We start from the raw sequence: 22292 nt of genomic DNA, 5'->3' as shown, positions 1-22292 counted from the left end.
ATTTCAGTGATGTAAGAATAGGATGATTTTGTTTAATCAACGTGGAGATAAAGCTTCGGATGGTCGCAAAGAAGCCCGGGGTCGTTTCCGAACGAAAACAGCCGGATATTTTCCGCTTAACGGCAATCATGCGAAGATCACGTTCGGCTTGGTTATTATCAAAGGGAATATTGGCATCTCGAAGATACCCCAAGATACTTTCCTTGTGGTCACGGAATCGTGCCCAAAGATTTGCGGCCTTACTCTTACGCGGTTTTCCCCTGCGCCCTGATTGGAGCAGGGGCTCCTTTTCGAGCTCGACCTTTCCCATCTCTAGAATCATCTCATACCGTCGTTCGTAGTTGCCGATGGCTGTTTCGGTAAGTGGCCTACCTAATTTTCTGGTCTTGCGGGTGATGGACCAGCTTGTATGCAGCAGTGTGAGCATAGCGCTGGCCCATCGATGCCCGTCATATTCCTCAATCCCTTTGCACTCCCGAGATAAATGGGCATTGCATAAGGCATGTTTGAAGGTAAAGTCTTTATCCTGTTTAAAATACGGCCCATAAAAGTCGTGGATCACTGTACCCGTATAGGAAGGCAGTACGTTTAGCGACTTCATCCCCGCGGTTCCGCGGCTAGAATGGACACCAAGCAAGGTCCAGTTCTTCGTACTGTTCACATGAACCCAGTGTCCCTCTTTGTCTACATGCACGCCCGTTTCATCGGCATGGATTACGGGACTGGCAAGGAGATTATGACGAATGACCTCTTCGTAGGGAAGTAAGCTTTCAGCCATTTTACGGATACTTGAAAGAAGTGTTGCCTGACTTGGCCGACACCCCGTCAACACATGAAGAAGATCGGTTGTGCGAGCAAGCGGGAGCATTTGGTGCGTATGCAAATAAGCGGCTACAGCAGTGAACCGCTCACCGTATTGGGCACGTGCATGGACGCCTTTAGGGAAGATGCCTTTCTGCAAGGTGTGGCAACATGGGCACTTTTTCTTCTCGGCTCGGTGCTCCGTCACCTCCATGACAGGAACAGGGATGTCAAAAACCTGTCGACGCTCATACCCTAGACATGCGACGTCCTCAAGTGAGACCGCACAGTTCTCACAGACTAAAACCGGATGAATAATGGTTGTAGTGGGATCGTCTATGCAAGAAAGGGTATGCCCTTTATGGCCGACAGGTCCTCCCTTTTTTCCGCCGGACTTCCGGTGATTCTTAGGTTCACGCTTCAGGTCACTAGACGGCGGCCAATTGCTGTTTTGCGAGTTTTGGCCAAGTTGCCGCTTAAGCTCCTTATTTTCGTTTTCGAGGTGCTCAACCTTGGCAACCAGAGACAGGATGAGTGACTTAATGGATGCCAAGTCACTGAGCATAATCCGATCAATTTCTTCTATATTCATGATGCCTCTCACCTCGTTCACTCTAAAGTATTGGTTACTATCTATTAAACCAAATTTTAGAATTTGAATAAGGTGCTGAGTAGTAACCATAATTGCAGGCTTTCTCTTTTTTTTGACGATTTGCTCGAAAAAGCCTGCACTTTTACAGGCTTTCAAAATCGATGAGCCACGATTGGGCCTCAAATGGGATACAACAGAAAAAAGACTTTGGCGCAGCTGCTAGCTAGCCAAAGTCTTTTTTTACTGTTCATAGTGCCAGCAAGGCACGAATCTACAACATCCCTTCCTCGTGCGCTTTCTTCGAAGCCTGCACACGATCGCGGACATCCATTTTGGAGTAGATGCTGGAGATGTAGTTCTTCACGGTGCCTTCGGATAAATAAAGTTTTTCGGCGATTTCCTTATTGTTCAGGCCATCGGCGATGCAGTGCAGCACTTGAACTTCGCGATCGCTTAGTCCATAAGCATCGGTTCGGGCAGGCTCATCGGCAGCAGGCTTGATGCCGGTATCTGGCGCGGCAGCGTCGGCAGCGCCTCTTGCTTGCTGAACGAGCATTTTGGCGATATCCTGCGGGATGAGTGTACCGCCTTGATGCACCCATTTGATCCCGGCGGCGAGATCCTTGGGGTGAATGGCTTTGAGCAGATAGCCTTCGGCTCCTGCGCCAAGGGCATCAACCACATAGCTGATTTCCTGAAACGTCGTCAGGATGATAACACGAATATGCGGCCATGCCATTTTGATTTGTTTGGTTGCCTCCACACCGTCCATGACGGGCATGTGAATATCCATCAGCACAACGTCAGGCTGCTGCTCTTCGCACTGTTTTATAGCAACGTGTCCGTTCTCGGCCAAGCCTACGACTTGAATATCCGGGTCCATATCGAGTACAATGTGCAAGCTTTCTCTAATTAAATCCTGATCATCGACCAGAAGCAGTTTGAGCGGGTTAGGGTTCATGCTTGGCGCCTCCTAAGGTTAATGGCATTCTAAGTGTTGTTGGGGACTCTCGCCTGAAGGAGATGCGGCCCCTTACCTTTTCCACCTAAAATTTCTGGTCAATGGTGATACAGACGGCCTCTGTATTTTGACAATCATCCATATTGTAACATGAGGAACTCCTAACCGGAAATCAATTAGAAGGTGGGTACCCGTTTGGCCGGTATGGAGCAATGAACGATGGTGCCTTGGCTTAAGGAAGAGCTTACCTGAAGGTTTCCTTGCAGGGCGGATATACGTTCTTGCATAGCATTGATCCCAAAGCCTACTTTCAGGTGCTCAGAGCCAACGCCATCATCTTCAATGCGTATACTGACTTGCTGATCGGTATAAGTGAGTTGAATTTCTACGGAAGCGGCACGGCCATGTCGCTTGGCATTGGTGAGCGATTCCTGCAAGCAGCGAATGAGGGTGAGCTTGGTTTGCTTAGGAATATCGTATTCGTCACCAATAGTCGTAAACTTGATTTGAGTTCCCGTATGAAGGGCGAATTCATTGGCAAGCCGGGTTAATTGCTGGGAAAGCAGCGTATCGCCTTCTTGGGGCACCATTTGATGAATGCTGCGGCGTACTTCTTCAAGTCCATTGCGGGTTACACTGCGCAGGACATCAAGCTTTTCCTTGGCCTTCTCGGGCACGGTTTCAATCAGATAGGAAACGGCGTCCATTCCCATAATGACGGAAGTAAAGGTGTGACCAACGGTATCGTGCAATTCTCTGGCCATCCGATTACGTTCTTCCAGCAGCGTTAATTGCTCGATTTGATTGGCATACTGCTCTAGAGCATTATTTTGCTCATGGATAAGCAAGTATTGCCGTTGATTTTCAGCTAGAAGCTTTTCGGTTTTCTCATTCGAGGTCACCACGCGCTGCAAGCTAAGGCCGATCGCAAAGAAAAGTACCGCATTGAGAATAATGCTGAATAATTGGCCAATTCCCATCCCATTGTGTAGGATGAAATAGTAGACCACAGGCATAGCTACCATGAAGACGGGAGCGGTCCACCATGCATTTTTTCGGTCGGTAAGGAATCCAATCACCATTAATGGGCAATTAATAGTAAGATAAGCATCCTCTTGCATCCAGGATAGGTAGATTTGCAGAGGAATGCCTGTCAGAAGTACGGCGATGGGATAGCAAGTAGTATGAATGTAATTGGGTCTCCAGAATAGAAAGGGAACCCCATAAGAAAGGAGAATAGCTGCTATTGTCAGCACAGTGGATACGAGCTCATGCTCAAACATATGCAGAAGCGCATAGAGTAAGCCTAGCAGCACAGAGCCGGTCAAAACTATAAATAACGACCACTCGACTCCATGCCACGGTCTTCTTTGAATCATAAAAGGACTCCTTTGCACGAGATCTGATGAGATTATTGTACATAAAATTTGGGTAAAACCATAGTGAGAGCAGTCATAATAATAAGTCGCCTTGCGGTATGACTAGGTATGACTTTTGTATAGAAGAGAGGAGTGAGGTAGATGTCAGTCACATCGGCAGACAATGCCCCTATTGTTCAAATAGATCAGATTACGAAGCGGATCGGGTCAAAAACGATTATTGATAAACTGAGTTTTGTAGTGCCTCGGGGTGAGGTTTTTGGATTTCTGGGTCCAAATGGTGCGGGTAAAACGACGACCATCCGAATGATGGTGGGACTCATGTCGATCACGGAAGGGGATATTCGGATTGGAGGCTACTCGATTCGCACCCATTTTGAACAAGCCATTCGTCACATCGGAGCTATTGTAGAAAATCCCGAAATGTATAAATTTATGAGTGGTTATCATAATCTGGTTCATTATGCGAGAATGTTTCCAGGCATCGGGAAAGACCGTATTCAAGAGGTTATTGATCTCGTAGGAATGGAAAATAGGATTCATGACAAGGTGAAAACCTACTCGCTGGGCATGCGTCAAAGGCTGGGGATTGCGCAAGCTTTGCTGCATAAGCCAGATGTACTAATCTTGGATGAGCCTACAAATGGCTTGGACCCTGCGGGTATTCGCGAGCTGCGTGACCATTTGCGCCAGCTTACGAGGGAAGAAGGGATATCGGTCATCGTATCCAGCCATTTGCTAGCCGAAATGGAGCTGATGTGCGACCGCGTCGCCATTATTCAGAACGGGAAGCTGGTGGACGTCAGGCTGATCAAAGAGCTTGTAGACGACGGCGGAAAGCAGCGGGTTGCTTTTGAGGTAGCCTCCATCGATCAAGCTCTGGCGCTTACGGCAGGGCATTCAGCAGCAGCCGAGGTTGAGGGGAATGACCTCATTCTGATCTTGGATAAACAGGAAACAGCAGCATGGAATAAACGCTTTGTAGAGGCGGGGATTGGCGTATACAGTATCCGCACCACAACGAAATCACTGGAAGATCAATTCTTAGAGATGACGGGAAGTGATCCGATTGCTTAATTTAATTCAAAATGAACAAATGAAAATTTATCGCAGGCTGCGCACTTGGATTCTGATCGTATTGCTAATCGTCATCGTTGTGATGGCTTCTCTATTCTCTCATTCAGGCAGCGATGTAAATGATAAATGGAAAACCAGAGCTGCTGAAACAATTGAACATAATACCAAAGAGTTGGAGAATCCCGATATCCCCGCCAAATTCAAACAGGCAATGAAAGATGAAATAGCGACTCAGCAGTACATGCTGGATCATAATTATCCGCCTGCCGATCATACGCTTTGGGGTGGGGTCTTAGGTGCTTCAATTCTCATCTTGGTGGTTACTCTGTTTACCGTTATTATTGCGGGCGATATGGTCGCAGGTGAATTCACTTGGGGGACCATCAAGCTGCTGCTGATACGGCCTGCGAGCCGAACGAAGATTCTGCTGGCAAAATATATGGCAACGCTGCTTTTTGCAGCAACCCTGCTTATCGTGCTGTTTCTTAGCGCGCTGATTGCGAATGGTTTCCTTTATGGTTTTGAGAGTCTGAACCTTCCGCATCTAGCCGTCAATTCGGCTGGACAAGTACAAGAGAAAAGCATGCTGATGTTCGTCTTCGCGACGTACGGATTGAAACTGATTGAGCTTGTCATGATCGTAACGCTGGCTTTTATGATATCGACGGTATTCCGCAGTTCATCACTGGCGATTGGTCTCAGTATTTTCATAATGTTTGCTGGACAAATGATAACGATGCTGCTGATGCGCTACAGCTGGGGCAAATATTTCTTGTTCGCCAATACGGATCTTACACCTTATCTGGAGGGTCAACCGCTCGCTGAAGGTATGACCATGGGCTTCTCAATTACCGTGTTGATCTGCTACTTCGTGCTGTTCAATGCGCTCACTTGGGTAATATTCCGTAAACGCGATGTCGCGGCTTAACAGGCTCGCGGTGTTTTCTCGAGGGTCATGAAATATATGCAAAAAAGGGGCAGCTCACTAGTAGTTAATCTACTTGGGGCTGTCCCTTTTTAAGTGTTATTTACTTCAAAATATAAGATTGAATCGTCACAGGAACTTCCTCCAGCGAATTCAGCTGGTAGAAGGCGCCTCGAGGAGCGACGTCAATCGTTCCGGTGTTATATTCCCAATCCTTGTGGGCGGGAATATGGATGGAGTGAATGCCTGCGTGCAGAGCCGGCAGGACATCTGTTTTGACGGAGTTGCCGATCATCCAGGTGTGATTGCGGTCAAAACGCTGCTCCTGCAGCATCGTTTCCATGAATTCCTTCGTTTTGTGCACGGTGACAAAGATGCGATCTTCAAAATAGGTATCTAGACTCAGATCCTTCACTTTCTTCATTTGGATAGAGGCGTCGCCGCCTGTATACAGAAATAAGCGATGACCGGCGTGCTTCAGCTGATCCAGCGTTTCATTCATAAGCGGATAAGGTTCCGCTGTATATTCGTAGACCGTATGGCCTAATTGCATGAGCCACGACTCTTCTTTGGCGCTAGTTGGACGGTTATACTTCTCGGCGAACCAGTGGTACGTTTCAACGAAAGATTTGGGGAAACGATCCGGCATAAAACCGTGGATTTGGATGCCAGCGAGATCAATTTGGAGCTGTCTTTGCTTAATATCCTGCGCTTGCAGCCCATGTCCGGAATACCAGGTGAGCATAAGATCGACGAACTGATCAATAACGTAGTCGAAATATTTATTGCAATGTATCAAAGTATCATCCAGATCAAAAAGTATCGCTTGTTCTCTCATAGGGCAAGTCTCCTGCATTGTTAGAAATGAATTTCCAACTATTATACCACGCTCGGGAAACAACTCCTAGGGCGGCGCTGACTTACATCGCAACTGTGTTGCCTTTAAATGCGCCATTAGCTGCGGAAGCGGGCTTGAGCCCGTTATCTTGATCGCCATTGTGATGTGGGGCAGCTGTCACTGTTTTCGTCTCCATTTTGCTGTTTCCTTGGAAAAGTCCGCCTTCTTCAATGATGAAGGAAGCTGCGTTGATGTTGCCATGGAGTGATCCTGTCGCAGTTATCGTCAGCTTGCCCTTGGTGGTGACATTGCCTTGAACGCTGCCTGCGAGGACAACATCTCTGGCTGAAATATTCGATTTCACGATGCCGCGCTCGCCGATAATAACGTCTCCGGCGCAATCGATATCGCCCGTGATGCCGCCTTCAATGCGAAGGCTGGCTTCTGATTTAATACGGCCTTCGAAGGTGGTTCCTTCACCTATCAGGGTATCGGTCGTATTGGGATTCATTAAGTTCTTTTTGTTTTTAAACATGTGATTATTCATCCTTTCGCATCGCTTTGAGATATGGTTTGGGGTCAATGCTTTCTCCATTTTTGAGTACTTCATAGTGTAGATGAGGACCTGTGCTGCGGCCGGTAGAGCCGACAAGTCCGATTTGATTTCCTTTTACAATGGTGTCGCCCTTGTTCACCATAATTTTATTTAAATGCATATACCAAGTACGGAGTCCCTTGGAATGCTCGATTACGATATTGTTGCCATGATAAATATCGGTACCTGTGCTGACGACCTTTCCGTCTGCAGTGGCATAAACCGGGTCGTTCGCTTTAGCACCAAAATCGATGCCGGAATGAAAGCTTGGACGATGGGTGAACGGATCTGTGCGGTAACCAAACGTCGAGGTCACAAGCTTCGTTGTTGTGGGCCACAAGGTTGGGGTGATTTGGAGCAAATGCTGCTTGTCCGCCACCTTTTGTTTGGTTTCCGTTAAACTGGTTTGAAGTTCTTTCACTTCACTGTTGAGAACGGTAAAGGAGGCAAGCGTTCTCTCGCCGAGCTCAATAATGTCTTCCTGTGAGGCCGGATTAGGACCGCCGCCTATTCCGCTTACTGCATCCAGAGTGGTTTCATCCGGAGGTCCGCTTACGGCGCCAGACTCAGTGCTGGCAACGGCTTTGCCTGTTGTATTCAAGTCAAGACCTGCGATGGTCTTGAGGTCATCTTCGAACTTTTTCATTTCTTCGACTTGTGTTTTCATTTGCTCGGCTTGCTGAGAAAGTTGGATCACTTCATTTTGGAGCTGCTCGATCGCCTTGTCTTTGGAAGTGAGTGTTGCGCTCCATTGTTGGTTGGCTCCAGTGAGTTTGGATTGCAGCTCGCTGGCTTGTTTCAGGGTATGTGAATGCAAAACATAGGTAATCGTCGTAATCAGCAGCAGCAACGCAAAGCATGCTGCGGCAATGTAAGCAAATAAATGGGGAATTCGAAACCTGACGACCGATTGATTGGCATCTGGTATGATAACCAGCGTCAGCTTTTTGGCTTTCCATTTGAGCTTCATAAAGGCTTACTTATCTCCTGTCATGGTTGAATTTGGCAAAGTTCATCTACAACATTCGTCATTATCCGATAAAAACCTTCCTAATACCTACGAGTCCTAGTTAAAATGAGTCGAAAGTAGGAAGGAATCCTGTCGGATATAATCGAATCTACTTAACAAATACAGGAAATAGCAGATTCGGAGTGGAGGCATGCATGATTAAGCTTGCAGGAATTGATATTGGGAACGATAGTATTAAGTTGGTGTTAGATGGGTCTAGAGAACCGTTAGTCATTCCGAATATTATTGCCCCTGGGTACGAAAGACATATTTTGCAAGAAGAAGATTCTCCTTGGAAAGCATTGGATGTTATGATATACAGCCCTTCTTTATCCCAAAGAAATCAGCGTTATTTCGTCGGACAGCTGGCTTTGGAGCACGAAGACAACCTCGAGCTTGAAGATACAGATAATAAGGCTAGTTCTGATCAGTCCTTAATCGTGGCGCTTACGGCGCTGGCTTATCAAGCTCTGGCGGGACAAGCGTTTAACACGGGATATGGCAGCATGGACGAAGTGGAGTACACGTTAGGTACGGGGCTGCCAGTAAGGGCATTCGCCAAGTATAGTCAGCAATTCGAACAAAGGCTTCTCGGTGAGCATGAAGTGACTTTCCTGTCCACGCCTCATTTCCATAACCGCAAGATCAAAGTATCCATTCGCAAAGTGGCTGTTTCGATTGAAGGTGCTGCCGCTATGTTCCATTTGGCCACGCACGACAGCTTGCTGGTCAAGGATGAAGAGATTTACAACGGCTGCATCGGCGTTTGTGAAATCGGTGCGCTGACAACCGATTTCCCAGTTATCAAACGGATGGCCATTGACAATCATTTCAGTCATGGTGAGCAAATTGGCGTTGCCACATATCTGGATGCGGTCATTCGCGACGTTGAAGATGCCTACGGATATGTATTTCCAAGCCGGGCTAAGCTGGTACAACGAGTCAAGAATCGGGAATTCACGATTCAACTGCTGGGAGAGGGTCAAGTCGACATTCGTCCCATCGTTGATCAACATTTCCGCCGCGCCGCTTTGCGCATGATCGAAATGATTAAGAAACGCTGGCGCAAATATCCAGACATTCAATGCTTCTATGTAATTGGTGGAGGCGCGTCTGCTTTAAAGCCTTATATTCAAGAAGCGGCAGGCTCACTGAAGCTGCGTTTTGCGGGCGAAAGCGAATTCCTGAATATGTATGGCTATCTGAAAGTGGCCAAAAGCAGACTAAGTCAGACTGTGTCTGTCTAACGTCCAGCTTATTATGGCACCTGTCCAAAGACGGGTGCTTTTTTGCATTCCTATGCACACCTGACATTCGGTCATCATTTGCCGGCTTCAGCTTGCTTCAGTAGACTCACCTCCATATAAGTTGTCAAACTGGTTAGAAATAACCCACAGGCAAAACCAATTGCGCAGATCGTTCCGATCGCAGGGTGGTATTTGCTGAACATAAGCCCGAACAGCAGGCAAATAGCAGAGAACACCATTAAGGCATTGCCACTCCAGAGCCATTGTCGATACGACAGGCGTTGGCTGAGTTTGGGCACCTTTTGCGTGGGTTTCGTTACTGGGTTTGTATCCGCTGCTGAGGTGGAAACTTTAGCTGGATTGCGACGTTGCTTTCGGATAGAAGCCAACAGCAGCAGGCCAATCACCAAAGGCTGGTAAGCGAGTACGATGATCGGCGAACAGTAGTTGGAGAAGTCCAACAGCTCCGTTGAGCTTTTGAAAGATAAGTAAGTGGTGAGTGCCATGAGCAAAGAGACGGGCTTATTAATTGTTGGGTAGTTGCGCTTATTCAGGAGAGAACTGATGCCTAAGAGAAGCGCCATATAAATAGCGATAATTTTGCAAGTGACCGTTGGGTACCAAACCATGAGCATAATGATATCAACCCGATCGAGAAAGTCGGTGACATGGATCATTTGCACTAAATTGTAAGTGGGGTAGATGAAATTGCCCGGCATTTTGGGTCCAAGAACGACGAGTATGGCAAAAATGAGATAGGTGAGCAGAAATATCCCCAGCAATGAACCATGGCGTATGGACGAGCGGACTTGATTAGCGTTGTACATCATATGAAGAAACGCACCAAGGATGAAGATATCGCCGGCGCTGCCGATGGTTAGGAAACTGCTTGTGGCTACGTGCTGCAAGGGCATGGTCATGGCAGGCGTCACAAGCCGGAAATAAAATTCATTGGACAGCAGCAGCGGCATGATCAAAATGGTAATGACAAAAAGCGGATAGAACAGGTCATTCACACGCGCTATGACTTCTACACTGCTTTTGCCGAAATAAATGAGCAGGAAGCAGGTAAGCAAGATTAATACTTCTAAGGGCGTGTTATGCAGCAGCAGAGTAGAACTGAACCTCGATACCGCCGAGATGTCCCGGGTTACAATTTGCCAAAAGTGAAACAAGATTATGAGATTGATGATGGTTCCACCCCATTGGCCCAACAGCTCCTTGGAGATTTCAAAAATATTTCTTTCAGGAAAGGTTTTGGTCAAATAACCAAAGAAGCTGGCCACTCCGAAGACATAAAACACGGATAGCAAGTAACTGTACCAAGCATCCATTTGGCTGATGCGGATCAGTACATTTTGCAAGGTAAGAATGCCTCCGCTCGTAATAACGGAAGAAGCTATCCAGGAAAGCTGACGCTGGTTGATCACTTGTTTTCTATCCATGGGGAACGTCGCCTCTTTCCTTAGATGCCCATAATTCTAATGAACCAGGGAGAAACCGTATGAATAAAGAAGCGGGAAGGCATATGGATAGGCCAATGCATGTATTTGCTGACGAACAGAACGACGCTTAGCAGCATAAAGACCCCGTAGGTCATCGTTACGCTTTTCTTTTCTTGCTGTAACATCCTGCGATCGATTAGTAAGGAAGCTACGAAGGTGAAAACAAAACTGAGCATGAAAATGCTATTCATGAGGTCATCTTACATCCCTTCTTTAATCACATTTTGGTTAATCAAGCCAGTATCGGGTATGGAAGCATGGACGGTAATTGTAAATTCGGCTTCCTTAAAAATCTCCTCCCATTTGGCTTCCAGCCGATTTCTCCAAGCATTGGGCTGACTCCGCCATACGACTAAACCAAGCTGCGCGGAATCTGTTCCTTCTTTCTGCATTTGCTTAACGGTGTCTTGGATAGACAGCTTGACTTGTTCGGCGAATTTCCGTTCCACCTTGTGGAGGATGTCGGCCTTGTTAAGATCCAAATTGGCGTGATCTTCTCGAACGATTCCGATGGCGTCCACCACGATTTGGAAAGTCACTTGATCGTCTTTCAGTTTGGGGATGATTTGCGTGTGCCCATTCGTTACCTGGATAGAGATATCTTTGTCCTGCTCTACTGCGAAAGTCAGCAAATGCTCCTTCACTTGATTTTTTAGCCACAAAAGCCCGTTAGCCTCCTGTTTTCGATAGATGCCAACCAAACGGTCCCCCTTGAATTGTCCATAGCCGATCATTTGGATTTCATGGGAAGGCTCTTTGGCGACTTGTCCTTCCTTGGGTTCGAAATAGCTTAAGATAGGGTCGCTGCCAAAGCTCAGTGTCATGCCGATATCTTTGGTCGAAGTTCCGATAGCTTGGTGTGATTTCGTTAGCTCCCGAATGGCTTCAGCTGGAAATCGTTCGAATTTAGGCTCCGTATTGAGCAGATCATATCCCTTGCCCTTGGTGACTACGAGGAAGGCAGTCATCCGGCTTTCCGGAGAACGGGGGACCGAATCGAACAAGATGCCGATGCCTTTCTTGGCAAATTTCTCTCCAATCACGATGGTTCGCCGATGGGATAGGAAGATACGACGAGACATGCGCATCTGCAGCCTATTGCTCGCTTCGCGCAGTGTAGTCCCAACTTCCGAGTCAATATAATAGCTTTTGCCTCCTGCCGTCCCGCCCCCGCCTCCGCTAGCCCCGCCCATGGAGCCGGGAAGGGGAAGCATATAAGAAAGCCGATATTTGCCGTCATCTTCAATATCTACGGAGGATGTGAGGATGAAAGCAATGTCATTCGTTTCTGTTCGGTCCCAGCATCCGGTCAAGCATACGCTCATTAGGGTAATGGTTAAGGCGAGCAGAAGCTGATGTTTAGGATTTCCCATTCTGCTGGCCCTCCTCGCTGGCTTTGTGTTCATGAATAATGGAACTGCCGTCTAAGCCTCCATCCTTCTTGATCTGTTGAGGAAGCTTATTATCCATCCGCTGCACGTCTTGAGTGTCCATGAATTCGGGACGCTTCTCCATTTGCCACCAAGGAGCTCTTATGAAAACGTCTTTCATATCTCCTGCTGACAGCGGTCCGAGCGGGGATAGATAAGGCACTCCGAAGGACCGCAAATTCGCCATATGCCCAAGCAAGATCATCAAGGAGAAAAAGATGCCATAGAAGCCAAACAGCGAGCCTGCCAACAGAATTGGAAAACGGAGCATCCGAACGGCAATCGCCCCATTAAAGCGCGGGATTGTGAAAGAAGCGATACCGGTAATGGATACAACGATAACCATCGGTGCAGAAACAATCCCCGCTTGTACAGCCGCTTGACCAACGACAAGGGCACCAAGGATGGACACGGCGGAACCTACAGCTTTGGGAAGCCGTATGCCAGCTTCTCGCAGCGCTTCGAAGGTGATTTCCATAATGAAGGCTTCAACCGCAGCAGGGAATGGGATAGCTTCTCTCGAGGCGGCAACGCTTAGCATCAAGGTCGTCGGCAGCAGATCTTGATGGTACGTAGTGATCGCTACGTATAAGGCAGGCGTCGTTAGCGATAGAAAAAGGAAGACGTAACGAAGCATGCGCAGCAGAGTCCCAATTTGAAATCGCTCATAGTAATCTTCGCTCGTTTGCATGATTTGTATAAACACGAACGGGACAATGAGTGCAAAAGGGGTGCCGTCCGTCAGGATGGCGACCCGCCCTTGCAGCAGCGCACCGGCAACAACGTCGGGGCGTTCGGTATATTGCATTTGCGGAAAAGGTGAGAAAGCATTGTCCTGAATCAGCTCTTCAATCATGCCGGATTCCAGAATGGCATCGATCTTGATGAGTTCAATCCGCTTGACCACTTCTTCAATCAAGGAGGGCATTGCCAGGTCGTCGAGATAACATATGACGAGATTGGTGTTGCTCTCTTTGCCGACGCTCATGGACTTCATCTTCAGGCGAGGCGTCTTAAGCTTGCGGCGGATCATCGAGGTGTTCGTGCGAATGCTTTCCACGAACCCTTCCTTCGGTCCGCGCACAACGGTTTCCGTCTCCGGCTCGCCAACGGTGCGTTTTTCTGTCCCGCGGATGCCGAGCAGGATCGCTTTGGCGTTGCCTTCCACAAGCAGGGCGGCATCGCCGCCCAGAACGGATACGAGCAGATCTCCATAGTTATCGGAGATCTGTGTTTGCGATACAGGCAGTATCGTGCTCGCGATACGCTCAATGGCGGTTTCACCGCCGCCCAGAAGCATCAACGATTTCATAGTATCGTTGAGCAGCTGGGTGTTCGTCAGTCCGTCAACGAAGAGCAGCAGCGACGGGATATTGGGCTCGATCTGAAATTCACGAACGACGACGTCCGAGCAGTCTTGAAACATGGCTTTAATGAACTCATGGTTTTCATCGAGCAGGAGCGATAACTTCGTTTTTTTCAATTCTTCAATGAAATGGTAGTCTAACGAGTCACGAAGAGAAGGTGATTCTCCATTCTCATCGGGCTTGTCTGATGTGCGTTTACGCAGGATATTTTTCATCAATTGTTGGGATGTTTTGACCATGCGATGGGCACCTCCTGCCGGGTAGCGGATGAAGATCATAGGAATGCGTTTATTATTTTTCTCGAAATGAAGGATTTTATTACGAAAGTTGGAAAAATTTAATTAATCGTCTCAAGCATAGCTCTTGAATCAAGCGAAAGGTATAGATGGGAAGCCCTTGGCAAAAGCTATCTGGACAAGGAATTTGCTGGTTTTTTGGGCAGATGGATGGAGGGATGAGGAGTCATGGTGTGGGTTGTCATTATACTTCTGCTTTTCATCTTTCAAACCGCGACAATTCTGATCGGTGAATACAAACGACCAGCGAAGACGGTAGCATGGCTGCTCGTCCTGTTTATTTTTCCAATCATTGGCTTCATCATGTATTACTTTATGGCGAAGGAATATTCCCAGCGCAAAATGGTACGCCGCAAAGGGCGCCGCAAAATGTCCGAGATGAAGCATCAATGGATGGGTTCCAATGGCTCTGATGCGGTGTTTGGCAAGGGGAAATACGAGCTGTTCGAGGATACGCGGCTTTGCGGACTTTTGTATAACATCCCGGGTTCACCTATCACGATGCGTAATCGGACTGAAGTCTTAACGAATGCGGATGTTACTTATGAAGCTATGCTGCAGGCTATTGAAGTGGCCCAAAAGCACATTCATTTTGAATTTTATACGATTAGAGATGATGAAATTGGCTTGAAGTTTCAAGACGCCCTGATTCGCAAAGCCAAACAAGGTGTCCAAGTCAGAGTGATTTATGACGGGGTAGGCAGCTACTCGCTTTCTAAGGCCTATATCAACAAATTCAAACAAGCTGGCGTAGGTATCCACCCTTTTCTACGGCCGCTAATTGCCTTCTTCGACAAGCGTATGAACTATCGCAATCATCGTAAAATCATTGTCATAGATGGTTTAGTTGGTTTCCTTGGCGGAATCAATATCGGGAATGAATATCTTGGAGCGGACCCTAAGCTGGGCTTTTGGCGAGATACGCATTTGAAGCTGTACGGGGATTCTGTTTATTATTTGCAGCAAACGTTTATGACGGATTGGTTGTTTGTCAGCGGGGAGCGTTTGATGGATAGCACCATGTTCCCAGAACATAATGAGCCTAAGGCTTCTCTGGCGCAGGTGATTTCGAGTGGCCCGGATGCGCATTGGGATGCGATTCAGGAGATGTTTTTCGCAGGGATTGTTGCAGCTAAGAAGCGGGTGTATATGACGACACCTTATTTCATACCAGATCCAAGCATTACAATGGCACTCAAAACAGCCGTTATCAGCGGTGTGGACGTTCGTATCATTCTGCCGTATAAGGCCGACTCGCGGATTGTTCAATATGCATCGCGTTCTTATTTATTAGAGCTTATGCAAGCAGGAGTTCAATTCTATTTATATCGAAAAGGATTCATTCATGCCAAGGTCATGATCATCGATCACCTAATGGCTACGGTAGGCACCGCGAATGTGGACATGCGCAGCTTTTTTAGTAATTTTGAAATCAATGCCGTGATGTTTGATACAGCTATCATTGAGCGGTTGGAAGATGACTTTTTCATGGATTTGAAAGAATCCAAGGAGTTGAAGTTGGCGGAGTTCGAGCAGCGGTCGCGTTTGGAGAAGGGGAAAGAAATTATAGCTCGCTTGCTTTCCCCTTTGTTTTAGGTAGTTCTGTATAGGGCGACTAAGTTAATTGATTTAAAATCGCGTCCAGATTTTGTGGGGGAACCCGTTCAATCAGGTCGCCGTACGCTCTCAAACGGTCTAAAACCGTTAAAAGATTAAATTCACGAGGACTTGGACGCAGCTCAACCTCCTTCCATAGAAGCGGGGTCGAGACGGGAGCGTCTTTTCGGGCGCGTGGTGTATAGGGAGCGGAAAGTGTTTTTCCATACCAATGCTGGAGGTAGTCGATGTAGATTTTATCCCCGCGATTCTTCTTGAAGCGTTCGATGGTGAACAGGTTCGGATACCTCTTGACCACGTAGGCAGCGATAAAATAGCCAATCTTCCGCAGCTGCTCGAACGTGTAGCCGTGTTGAATCGGGATATAAATCTGGACGCCGGTGGCTCCTGATGTTTTGGGAATTGATTGAATGCGCAGCGAATCCAGCACCTCGCCAATAATGTGCGCAGCCTCCATGATGCGCGGCTCTTCTTCCAATGTGGGGTCAATATCAATGAGCCATTCCATTGGCAGTGTTTCGCCGATACGGTGAAAGGAAGGATGGAACTCCAGAGAGGCCAAATTTCCCAGCCAGAGGAGTGTAGACAGTGAATCCAGATTGACATAATCGATGCCATCCAGCGGTGCCAGCTTCACGAAATCAGGCACGGGATTGGGGGCATTTTTCTGATAGAAAGACTTCTGATCGTAGCCATTGGGGAATCGGATGGTCGTCAGGTGACGATCGCGGCAATAGCGCAGCAAATAAGGGGCGAGCTCGGTTAATTTGGCGATATAATCCGCCTTGGTGATCCCTATTTCAGGCCATAAAAGTTTGCTGGGATTGGTGATGGTCAGCTCGTGTCCTTCCACGTTCAGCGTACCTTTGGTCGAGACCGGCATGGGAATCTCCTCCTGAGAGTGATGTTCTCCCGATTATTCCCTGTCGGATGATTTCCCAAACATAAGTTTTACATATTTTGTTCGTGTAAATGGATTGACAAATCGCAAAATTAATACGATAATAATAAAAGTTAATAACAAATAGTTAGTAACGTATCAAATGAGTGGTAATGCCTTTTAGTAATATAATTACATTCCACAGTGGAAAGCGGAGGAGAACTTATATGAGCAACTTTTTATCAGCAGTAAAAGAAAGACGTACGTTTTATGGACTAAGCAAAGATGTGGTCGTTTCGAATGAACGCATTCAAGAGATTGTGAACGAGGCTGTGAAATATACCCCTTCATCCTTCAATTCACAAAGCGCGCGAGTGGTCGTTCTATTCGGCGAGCAATCCGATAAATTGTGGAACATCACCAAAGAAACTTTGAGAAAAATCGTGCCAGCCGAAAACTTCGCACCAACGGAAGAAAGAATCAACAGCTTCGGAAGCGGCTACGGTACCGTGCTGTTCTTCGAAGATCAAACCGTTGTTGAGCAGTTGCAAGCTCAGTTCGCAGCTTACGCAGATAACTTCCCGATCTGGTCCAACCAATCCTCAGGCATGCTGCAATTCGTCATTTGGACAGCGCTGGAGCAAGAAGGTCTAGGTGCATCCTTGCAGCACTACAACCCGCTGATCAATGAAGAAGTTGCCCAAACGTGGAACCTTCCAAGTGAGTGGAAGCTGATTGCCCAAATGCCTTTCGGCAAACCAACCTTTACTCCAGGGGACAAAGAGTTCCAACCGCTGGAAGCTCGCGTGAAATTTTTTCAATAAAAAATAAGCTTCATTCAGCTTATAGAAAGTCCTCTCCAAACGTCGATTGACGTTGGAGAGGGCTTTTTTGCTTAGCGTAAGGCATGGATAAGCGTCGGGAAAAGAAGCTGAGCCTGCCGAAAAGCTGCGAAGCCCGCAAGAAAAGCCCGCGAGCCTGCCGAAAAGGCAGTCTCGGAGGTGGATGGGCGGCTTTCGCTGGCTGAGCCAGCCAAAAAGGCCGTCTCGCTGCCGAAAAGCTGCGAAGCCCGCAAGAAAAGCCCACGAGCCTGCCGAAAAGGCAGTCTCGGAGGTGGATGGGCGGCTTTCGCTGGCTGAGCCAGCCAAAAAGGCCGTCTCGCTGCTGTAAAGCTGCGAAACCCGCAAGAAAAGCCCGCAAGCCTGCCGAAAAGGCAGTCTCAGAGGGGGTGATCGGCTTTCGCTGGCTGAGCCAGCCAAAAAGGCCGTCTCGCTGCCGAAAAGCTGCGAAGCCCGCAAGAAAAGCCCACGAGCCTGCCGAAAAGGCAGTCTCGGAGGNAAAGCCCGAGAGCCTGCCGAAAAGGCAGTCTCGGAGGTGGGTGGGCGGCTTTCGCTGGCTGAGCCAGCCAAAAAGGCCGTCTCGGATTTCGACGGGCGGCTTCCGCTGCCCGATCTGATCCAAACCGCCGTCTCAACCAGCCCTGCCCCCCGTCGCAGCCAGCCCCAAAAGAAAAAAATCAACCATCAAACCGCTCGCCACTCCTCATCGTTTCCTTAAGTATCAAATGTAAGGAGGAGTAATCGAGTATGGTCAATGTGAAAAAAGTAATCGTATCTTCCCTCGTATTAGTAGGCGTGATGACCGGAGTGACGGTGCTCTCTGCAATGGCAGCTGAACCTTTGAAGGTGAAATCTGAAACAGATATTGCAGCTGATCTGGGGATTCTTCAAGGCGATGGCAGCGGGCTGACCGCAGATTATCTGAACAAACCAACGACCAGATTGCAAGCGGCCGTGATGTCTCTAAGGTTAAAAGGGCTGGAAACTGAAGCCGTAGCCTTTAAGGGGGCTACTAACTTTAAGGACGCGGACAGCGTGTCCAGTTGGAATCAAGCTATTCTTAGCTATCTGAAAGAACATCCCGCTTTAGGCTGGCAGGGAGCTGGTGATGATAAGTTCGAACCACTAGCTGCTATAACAGCTCAACAGTACTACAAAGTATTGTTGGAAACGCTTGGTTACTCACAAGGCAAGGATTTCGAATACGACAGCGTTGTTTCTTTTGCCGCGAAGAATGGCTTGTCCAAAATCGCAGATGTGAAACAATTCAAGAATCTACATATCGCAACAGCAACGCTGGAAGCTCTGAAAGCGCCGATCAAAGGGACCACGAAGACGCTGGCAGCCGATCTGTCTGAGAAGGGCAAAATCAGCGCAAACAAGCTGGGTGTTCTTGCAAAACCAGCGCTTCAACTGCTGCAAAGCACGACGCTCGGCAGCTATCTCGCCGATGACAAAGGGATGACGCTTTACTATTTTACCAAGGATGTGGCGGATGCTAACTCTTGTGCAGGGCAATGCTTGGCGAACTGGCCCATATATAGTGCGAGTGATTTCACAGTTCCTGCGGGCTTCAGCTCAGCGGATTTCCAAGCTTTGACACGTACGGATGGCAAACAGCAGGTAACTTACAAGGGCTGGCCTTTGTATTATTTCATCAAAGATCAAAAAAGCGGTGATACCACAGGGGATAACGTAGGTAAAACCTGGTTCGTTATTAAACCTTCCAATGGCGGTGTGGCGATAGGCACCAAAACTGATCTAGGCAATTACTTGACGGATGCAAGCGGCAGAGCGCTCTATTATTATGATAAAGATACGAAGGGTGTCAGCAACTGTTCCGGCAAATGCTTGGAGAAATGGCCTGTTTTTTACTCTCCTGGGATTGCAGCTCCAACTGGCGTTAATTCAAGTGATTTTGGGACGATCGTACGGGCAGATGGCAGCTTGCAAACGACTTACAAAGGTTTTCCTCTCTATTATTGGGTGGATGACACGAAGATGGGAGATACCACGGGGCAGGATGTTGGTCATGTTTGGTATGTAGTAGATCCAGCCAAATTTGCGGGAACGAAAGCGGTTGATTCTTCTGTAAAAACGAGTAAATCCGATGCGCTGGGCACGTATTTGGTCGATGAGAACGGAATGACTTTGTATTTGTTTACCAAAGATCAAAATGATCCCAACGCTTGCGTGGGTCCATGTTTGGTGAACTGGCCGATCTTCTACGACGAGCACCTTACCGTTTCGGGAGATCTTGCTGCTAGCGATTTCGGGGTCCTCACGCGGAATGACGGAACTAAACAAAGCACTTATAAAGGCTGGCCGCTCTATTACTGGATCAAAGATCATAACCCTGGCGATACTACGGGGCAAAATGTAGGGAAAGTCTGGTTCGTCCTAGATCCTGCCAAAATTACAGCGAGATAAGGCATAGCTCATTGACTGTATTGACCGCGCTCCGACCTGCTGATGCGTTCAGCTGTGCCGGGGCGCTCTTTTTCTATTAATCTATTGCCAAGACATCTTGCCAGAGATAAGGTAGAAGATAATAAACTTTATTTCGACTCGGGGTGTTCCAACTATGCGCAATCGAACAGATGGAGAGCTGATGAAGCTCGTCATGGGGAAAGACCATCTGGCTTTGGAAGAACTCTATGACCGCTATGCCAAGCTTGTCTATTCATTTGCGTTGAAGTCGATGAAGGAAGAGCAGGCTGCCAGAGAAATTGTCCAGCTAGTTTATACGAGGCTGTGGACGACGGAAAAAGGCTACGACGATGGCAAAGGTGCCTTTGTGAATTGGATAATTACGGTGACTCGTAATATGACGATTGATTATTTGCGGAAGAAGCGCAGGCTTGAGCAAGTGATTCGTTTTGAGCCCCATGAGTGGGAAAATGAACTTGTTTCCGAGGATCCTGATCCAGAATCGATCATGTCGCGTAAGTGGATAGGGGAGCAAATTCATGAGGCTTATGTGCATCTTTCGGAAAGCCAAATTCAATTAATCGACATGATGTATTGGCAGGGCTATTCGCTGAGCGAAATTGCGGCGCAGACGAACGAACCGCTGGGGACAATTAAGAGCCGGCTGCATCAATGTTTGAAAATACTTCGGAAGCATCTGACATCAGTGAGGGAGGGATGACGTTATGAAAGAACATGAGACGGTAGACTGCAGTTACCTGATTAATTATTTGACAGGTGACTGTACAGAATGGGAACGCGCGGCTTTCGAACGGCATCTGCGAACTTGTGTCACGTGCCGGGAAGAGCTGAGTGAATTGCAGGAAGTATGGCAGGCACTGCCTTTTGAAATGGAAGAAGTGGAAGTTCCTTTGGATTTGAAACAGCAAGTGATGCAGTCCATTATTCAGAGCCCGTCTGAAAGCGGGAGTTCGGAAGCTGAAGATGATGAGTCTAAAATGCAGATCAAGCCGATGCGAATCCAGAAGACAACGCGTTCATATAAATGGGTTTATGGCGTGGCTGCTGCCATGATTTTGGGGCTCGCCGCAGGCATTTGGTGGAACGAGCAGCAAACAAAAACAGCCAATTGGGCTAATCCCGGCTTGCAGCAGCCAGCAGAGATCGTACGTACTTTCCAACTGAAATCGGTGGAAAGCTCAATGCCTTCGGCCTGGGGCACCGCTTATGTACTGCAAAACGGCGATACGCACAATGTAGTCATTAATCTACAAGGCCTCAAGGAGACACAAGGGGATTGGACCTATCAAGTATGGTTCAATCGAAGCGGTAAAAGGTACAATTGCGGAACGCTCCGTGTAGATGAGCAAGGTACAGGCGTGCTAACGTACAGTATCCCTGTGAAAGTAAAAGATTTTCAAATAGATTCCTTCGGTGTGACGCTTGAGCCGGATGCGAATGGTTTGCAGCCTCGTGGCAAAAAGATTTTGGGAACCTCGTAGGATCCTGCAGGGTAGGTGCTGAAAAAAGTTGGCTCAAGAAAGCCCTAGAACCCCCAAGCGGGGATTCTAGGGCTTTTTGCCTTTGAATGATCTTGCACATCCGCTAGAGCCTGTTTATTCCTTTCAAGGTCTCAAACAGATGATTGGCAGAAGCAGAAAGCGGTGTGCTTTTTAATGTAATAATCCCCACTTTTCTGGCGGGCAAGGGCGTTGTTAATTGGATTTCGTGCAGAGCGTCTTCCAGCAGCTCTTGTCTAACGAATTCTTTGGTTGCGCAGGCTATGCCGAATCCATTTCTGGCAAATTCGATCAACAAATCAACGCTGCCGAGCTCAATCTCAGGCTTGATGGATAAACCGTTCATTTCGGCGAAATGATCCAAATAAGCGCGGGTACTGCTGCCTTTTTCAAGCAATATCAAGGGCTGCTCTAGCAGTTGTTCGAGCGGAATAGGCGTTTTCGCAAGATGCTTGAACATGTCGCCGGCAAGGAAACAATCCTGGATGCTTACGCTTTCTTGGATCATGATTTGAGAGTCCGAACAGGGCAGATTCACGATACCGAGGTCAATTTTCCCCTCTTTTAATAAAGCTATGGTCTCGGTGGTCGTTCGGTTGGTCACTTGAATTTTTATTTTCGGGAATGCTTCATGAAATTGTTTGAGGTGCGGCAGCAGAAAATGTTTGCAAAGGGTGTCGCCAGCGCCAATTCGTACTTCGCCATGCGTCAGTTGATGCATCTCCGTAATTATTCGTTCGCCATTCTGAATGAAATGATAAGCCTGTTCGACGTAGGTAAAAAGCTCGCGTCCCTCTGTCGTTAAGGTAACTCCTCGAGCTGTACGTACAAATAACTGGCCGCCAAGTTTAGCTTCCAACTGCTTGATGGAATGAGTTACAGCTGGCTGTGTAACGAAGAGTTCTTCGGCCGCTTTGGAGAGGCTTCCAGCTTTGGCGGTGATATAGAAGACTTGATAAAGTTCCATATTGTGAATCATGATCC

21 protein-coding genes are annotated in these 22292 nt (G+C 47.7%); 9 read left to right on the top strand and 12 right to left on the bottom strand.

Annotation, left to right across the window (positions count from 1 at the left end):
* The 3 genes from tnpC to BC351_RS24925 form a co-directional block, all read right to left on the bottom strand.
* Positions 1-1393, bottom strand: a 1393-nt coding sequence (gene tnpC / locus BC351_RS24935; protein ID WP_079413845.1) for an IS66 family transposase, incomplete at its 3' end; no start/stop codon positions are given.
* Positions 1394-1664: 271 nt separating this feature from the next.
* On the bottom strand, positions 1665-2354 hold the full coding sequence (locus BC351_RS24930) for a response regulator (protein WP_079416097.1): 690 nt from the start codon (positions 2352-2354) through the stop codon (positions 1665-1667).
* 176 nt (positions 2355-2530) lie between these two features.
* Positions 2531-3733: a sensor histidine kinase gene (locus BC351_RS24925; protein WP_079416095.1), complete on the bottom strand. Its 1203-nt coding sequence runs from the start codon at positions 3731-3733 to the stop codon at positions 2531-2533.
* Positions 3734-3874: 141 nt separating this feature from the next.
* Between BC351_RS24925 and BC351_RS24920 the strand changes: the two genes are divergently transcribed.
* Complete coding sequence (locus tag BC351_RS24920; protein ID WP_079416093.1) at positions 3875-4810, top strand: ABC transporter ATP-binding protein; 936 nt, start codon at positions 3875-3877, stop codon at positions 4808-4810.
* A complete protein-coding gene (locus BC351_RS24915) occupies positions 4794-5738 on the top strand; it encodes an ABC transporter permease (RefSeq protein ID WP_208629847.1) in 945 nt (314 codons plus the stop codon). The genes BC351_RS24920 and BC351_RS24915 overlap by 17 nt, the downstream gene beginning before the upstream one ends.
* A gap of 100 nt (positions 5739-5838) precedes the next feature.
* Here BC351_RS24915 and BC351_RS24910 read toward each other — a convergent pair whose 3' ends face one another.
* The 3 genes from BC351_RS24910 to BC351_RS24900 all read right to left on the bottom strand — a co-directional run bounded on the left by BC351_RS24910 (position 5839) and on the right by BC351_RS24900 (position 8138).
* Positions 5839-6573 (bottom strand): HAD family hydrolase, encoded by a 735-nt coding sequence (locus BC351_RS24910; RefSeq protein WP_079416089.1) that lies wholly within the window; start codon positions 6571-6573, stop codon positions 5839-5841.
* An 82-nt stretch (positions 6574-6655) separates the two neighbouring features.
* Positions 6656-7108 (bottom strand): bactofilin family protein, encoded by a 453-nt coding sequence (locus BC351_RS24905; RefSeq protein ID WP_079416087.1) that lies wholly within the window; start codon positions 7106-7108, stop codon positions 6656-6658.
* A 4-nt stretch (positions 7109-7112) separates the two neighbouring features.
* The gene (locus tag BC351_RS24900) at positions 7113-8138 is read right to left on the bottom strand and encodes a M23 family metallopeptidase (RefSeq protein ID WP_079416085.1); all 1026 of its coding nucleotides are present in this window, start codon (positions 8136-8138) and stop codon (positions 7113-7115) included.
* Positions 8139-8332: 194 nt separating this feature from the next.
* On the opposite strand from BC351_RS24900, the gene BC351_RS24895 reads away from it, so the two are divergent.
* Positions 8333-9424, top strand: a complete 1092-nt coding sequence (locus tag BC351_RS24895) for a ParM/StbA family protein (RefSeq protein ID WP_079416083.1) — start codon at positions 8333-8335, stop codon at positions 9422-9424.
* A gap of 74 nt (positions 9425-9498) precedes the next feature.
* Here BC351_RS24895 and BC351_RS24890 read toward each other — a convergent pair whose 3' ends face one another.
* The 4 genes from BC351_RS24890 to BC351_RS24875 are packed head-to-tail and all read right to left on the bottom strand — an operon-like array spanning position 9499 to position 13965.
* Positions 9499-10869: a GerAB/ArcD/ProY family transporter gene (locus BC351_RS24890; RefSeq protein ID WP_079416081.1), complete on the bottom strand. Its 1371-nt coding sequence runs from the start codon at positions 10867-10869 to the stop codon at positions 9499-9501.
* A 20-nt stretch (positions 10870-10889) separates the two neighbouring features.
* Positions 10890-11120, bottom strand: a complete 231-nt coding sequence (locus BC351_RS24885) for a hypothetical protein (RefSeq protein ID WP_079416079.1) — start codon at positions 11118-11120, stop codon at positions 10890-10892.
* Positions 11121-11129: 9 nt separating this feature from the next.
* Positions 11130-12302, bottom strand: a complete 1173-nt coding sequence (locus BC351_RS24880; protein ID WP_158082220.1) for a Ger(x)C family spore germination protein — start codon at positions 12300-12302, stop codon at positions 11130-11132.
* A complete protein-coding gene (locus tag BC351_RS24875) occupies positions 12289-13965 on the bottom strand; it encodes a spore germination protein (protein ID WP_244209165.1) in 1677 nt (558 codons plus the stop codon). The genes BC351_RS24880 and BC351_RS24875 overlap by 14 nt, the downstream gene beginning before the upstream one ends.
* Positions 13966-14190: 225 nt before the next feature.
* Between BC351_RS24875 and cls the strand changes: the two genes are divergently transcribed.
* Positions 14191-15618, top strand: a complete 1428-nt coding sequence (cls, locus tag BC351_RS24870; protein ID WP_079416075.1) for a cardiolipin synthase — start codon at positions 14191-14193, stop codon at positions 15616-15618.
* Between the two features lie 19 nt (positions 15619-15637).
* Here cls and ligD read toward each other — a convergent pair whose 3' ends face one another.
* The gene (ligD, locus tag BC351_RS24865) at positions 15638-16522 is read right to left on the bottom strand and encodes a non-homologous end-joining DNA ligase (protein WP_079416073.1); all 885 of its coding nucleotides are present in this window, start codon (positions 16520-16522) and stop codon (positions 15638-15640) included.
* A 224-nt stretch (positions 16523-16746) separates the two neighbouring features.
* Between ligD and BC351_RS24860 the strand changes: the two genes are divergently transcribed.
* The 5 genes from BC351_RS24860 (at position 16747) to BC351_RS24840 (ending at position 21290) form a co-directional block, all read left to right on the top strand.
* Positions 16747-17343 carry a nitroreductase family protein gene (locus BC351_RS24860; RefSeq protein ID WP_144028519.1) on the top strand — a complete coding sequence of 199 codons (597 nt, stop codon included), beginning with the start codon at positions 16747-16749 and terminating at the stop codon, positions 17341-17343.
* Positions 17344-17857: 514 nt separating this feature from the next.
* Positions 17858-18076: hypothetical protein (locus BC351_RS42975; RefSeq protein WP_208629846.1), on the top strand; the 219-nt coding region annotated here is incomplete at its 5' end.
* Between the two features lie 29 nt (positions 18077-18105).
* Positions 18106-19788: a hypothetical protein gene (locus tag BC351_RS24850; protein WP_079416067.1), complete on the top strand. Its 1683-nt coding sequence runs from the start codon at positions 18106-18108 to the stop codon at positions 19786-19788.
* 154 nt (positions 19789-19942) lie between these two features.
* Positions 19943-20509: an RNA polymerase sigma factor gene (locus tag BC351_RS24845; RefSeq protein WP_079416065.1), complete on the top strand. Its 567-nt coding sequence runs from the start codon at positions 19943-19945 to the stop codon at positions 20507-20509.
* A 4-nt stretch (positions 20510-20513) separates the two neighbouring features.
* Positions 20514-21290: an anti-sigma factor gene (locus BC351_RS24840; protein WP_079416063.1), complete on the top strand. Its 777-nt coding sequence runs from the start codon at positions 20514-20516 to the stop codon at positions 21288-21290.
* Positions 21291-21393: 103 nt separating this feature from the next.
* Here BC351_RS24840 and BC351_RS24835 read toward each other — a convergent pair whose 3' ends face one another.
* Positions 21394-22287 (bottom strand): LysR family transcriptional regulator, encoded by an 894-nt coding sequence (locus BC351_RS24835; RefSeq protein WP_079416061.1) that lies wholly within the window; start codon positions 22285-22287, stop codon positions 21394-21396.
* Positions 22288-22292 lie beyond the last annotated feature (5 nt).

The organism is Paenibacillus ferrarius, assembly GCF_002027705.1.
GTDB lineage: Bacteria > Bacillota > Bacilli > Paenibacillales > NBRC-103111 > Paenibacillus_E > Paenibacillus_E ferrarius.
The sequence above is the reverse complement of the archived record's forward strand: the minus strand, read 5'-3'. Positions and strand labels throughout refer to the sequence as shown.

Coding starts and splice junctions, on each gene's coding strand:
- BC351_RS24930 (WP_079416097.1), bottom strand. CDS start 2,354: ATGAACCCTAACCCGCTCAAACTGCTTCTGGTCGATGATCAGGATTTA.
- BC351_RS24925 (WP_079416095.1), bottom strand. CDS start 3,733: ATGATTCAAAGAAGACCGTGGCATGGAGTCGAGTGGTCGTTATTTATA.
- BC351_RS24920 (WP_079416093.1), top strand. CDS start 3,875: ATGTCAGTCACATCGGCAGACAATGCCCCTATTGTTCAAATAGATCAG.
- BC351_RS24910 (WP_079416089.1), bottom strand. CDS start 6,573: ATGAGAGAACAAGCGATACTTTTTGATCTGGATGATACTTTGATACAT.
- BC351_RS24905 (WP_079416087.1), bottom strand. CDS start 7,108: ATGTTTAAAAACAAAAAGAACTTAATGAATCCCAATACGACCGATACC.
- BC351_RS24900 (WP_079416085.1), bottom strand. CDS start 8,138: ATGAAGCTCAAATGGAAAGCCAAAAAGCTGACGCTGGTTATCATACCA.
- BC351_RS24895 (WP_079416083.1), top strand. CDS start 8,333: ATGATTAAGCTTGCAGGAATTGATATTGGGAACGATAGTATTAAGTTG.
- BC351_RS24890 (WP_079416081.1), bottom strand. CDS start 10,869: ATGGATAGAAAACAAGTGATCAACCAGCGTCAGCTTTCCTGGATAGCT.
- BC351_RS24885 (WP_079416079.1), bottom strand. CDS start 11,120: ATGAATAGCATTTTCATGCTCAGTTTTGTTTTCACCTTCGTAGCTTCC.
- BC351_RS24880 (WP_158082220.1), bottom strand. CDS start 12,302: ATGGGAAATCCTAAACATCAGCTTCTGCTCGCCTTAACCATTACCCTA.
- BC351_RS24875 (WP_244209165.1), bottom strand. CDS start 13,965: ATGGTCAAAACATCCCAACAATTGATGAAAAATATCCTGCGTAAACGC.
- cls (WP_079416075.1), top strand. CDS start 14,191: ATGGTGTGGGTTGTCATTATACTTCTGCTTTTCATCTTTCAAACCGCG.
- ligD (WP_079416073.1), bottom strand. CDS start 16,522: ATGCCGGTCTCGACCAAAGGTACGCTGAACGTGGAAGGACACGAGCTG.
- BC351_RS24860 (WP_144028519.1), top strand. CDS start 16,747: ATGAGCAACTTTTTATCAGCAGTAAAAGAAAGACGTACGTTTTATGGA.
- BC351_RS24850 (WP_079416067.1), top strand. CDS start 18,106: ATGGTCAATGTGAAAAAAGTAATCGTATCTTCCCTCGTATTAGTAGGC.
- BC351_RS24845 (WP_079416065.1), top strand. CDS start 19,943: ATGCGCAATCGAACAGATGGAGAGCTGATGAAGCTCGTCATGGGGAAA.
- BC351_RS24840 (WP_079416063.1), top strand. CDS start 20,514: ATGAAAGAACATGAGACGGTAGACTGCAGTTACCTGATTAATTATTTG.
- BC351_RS24835 (WP_079416061.1), bottom strand. CDS start 22,287: ATGATTCACAATATGGAACTTTATCAAGTCTTCTATATCACCGCCAAA.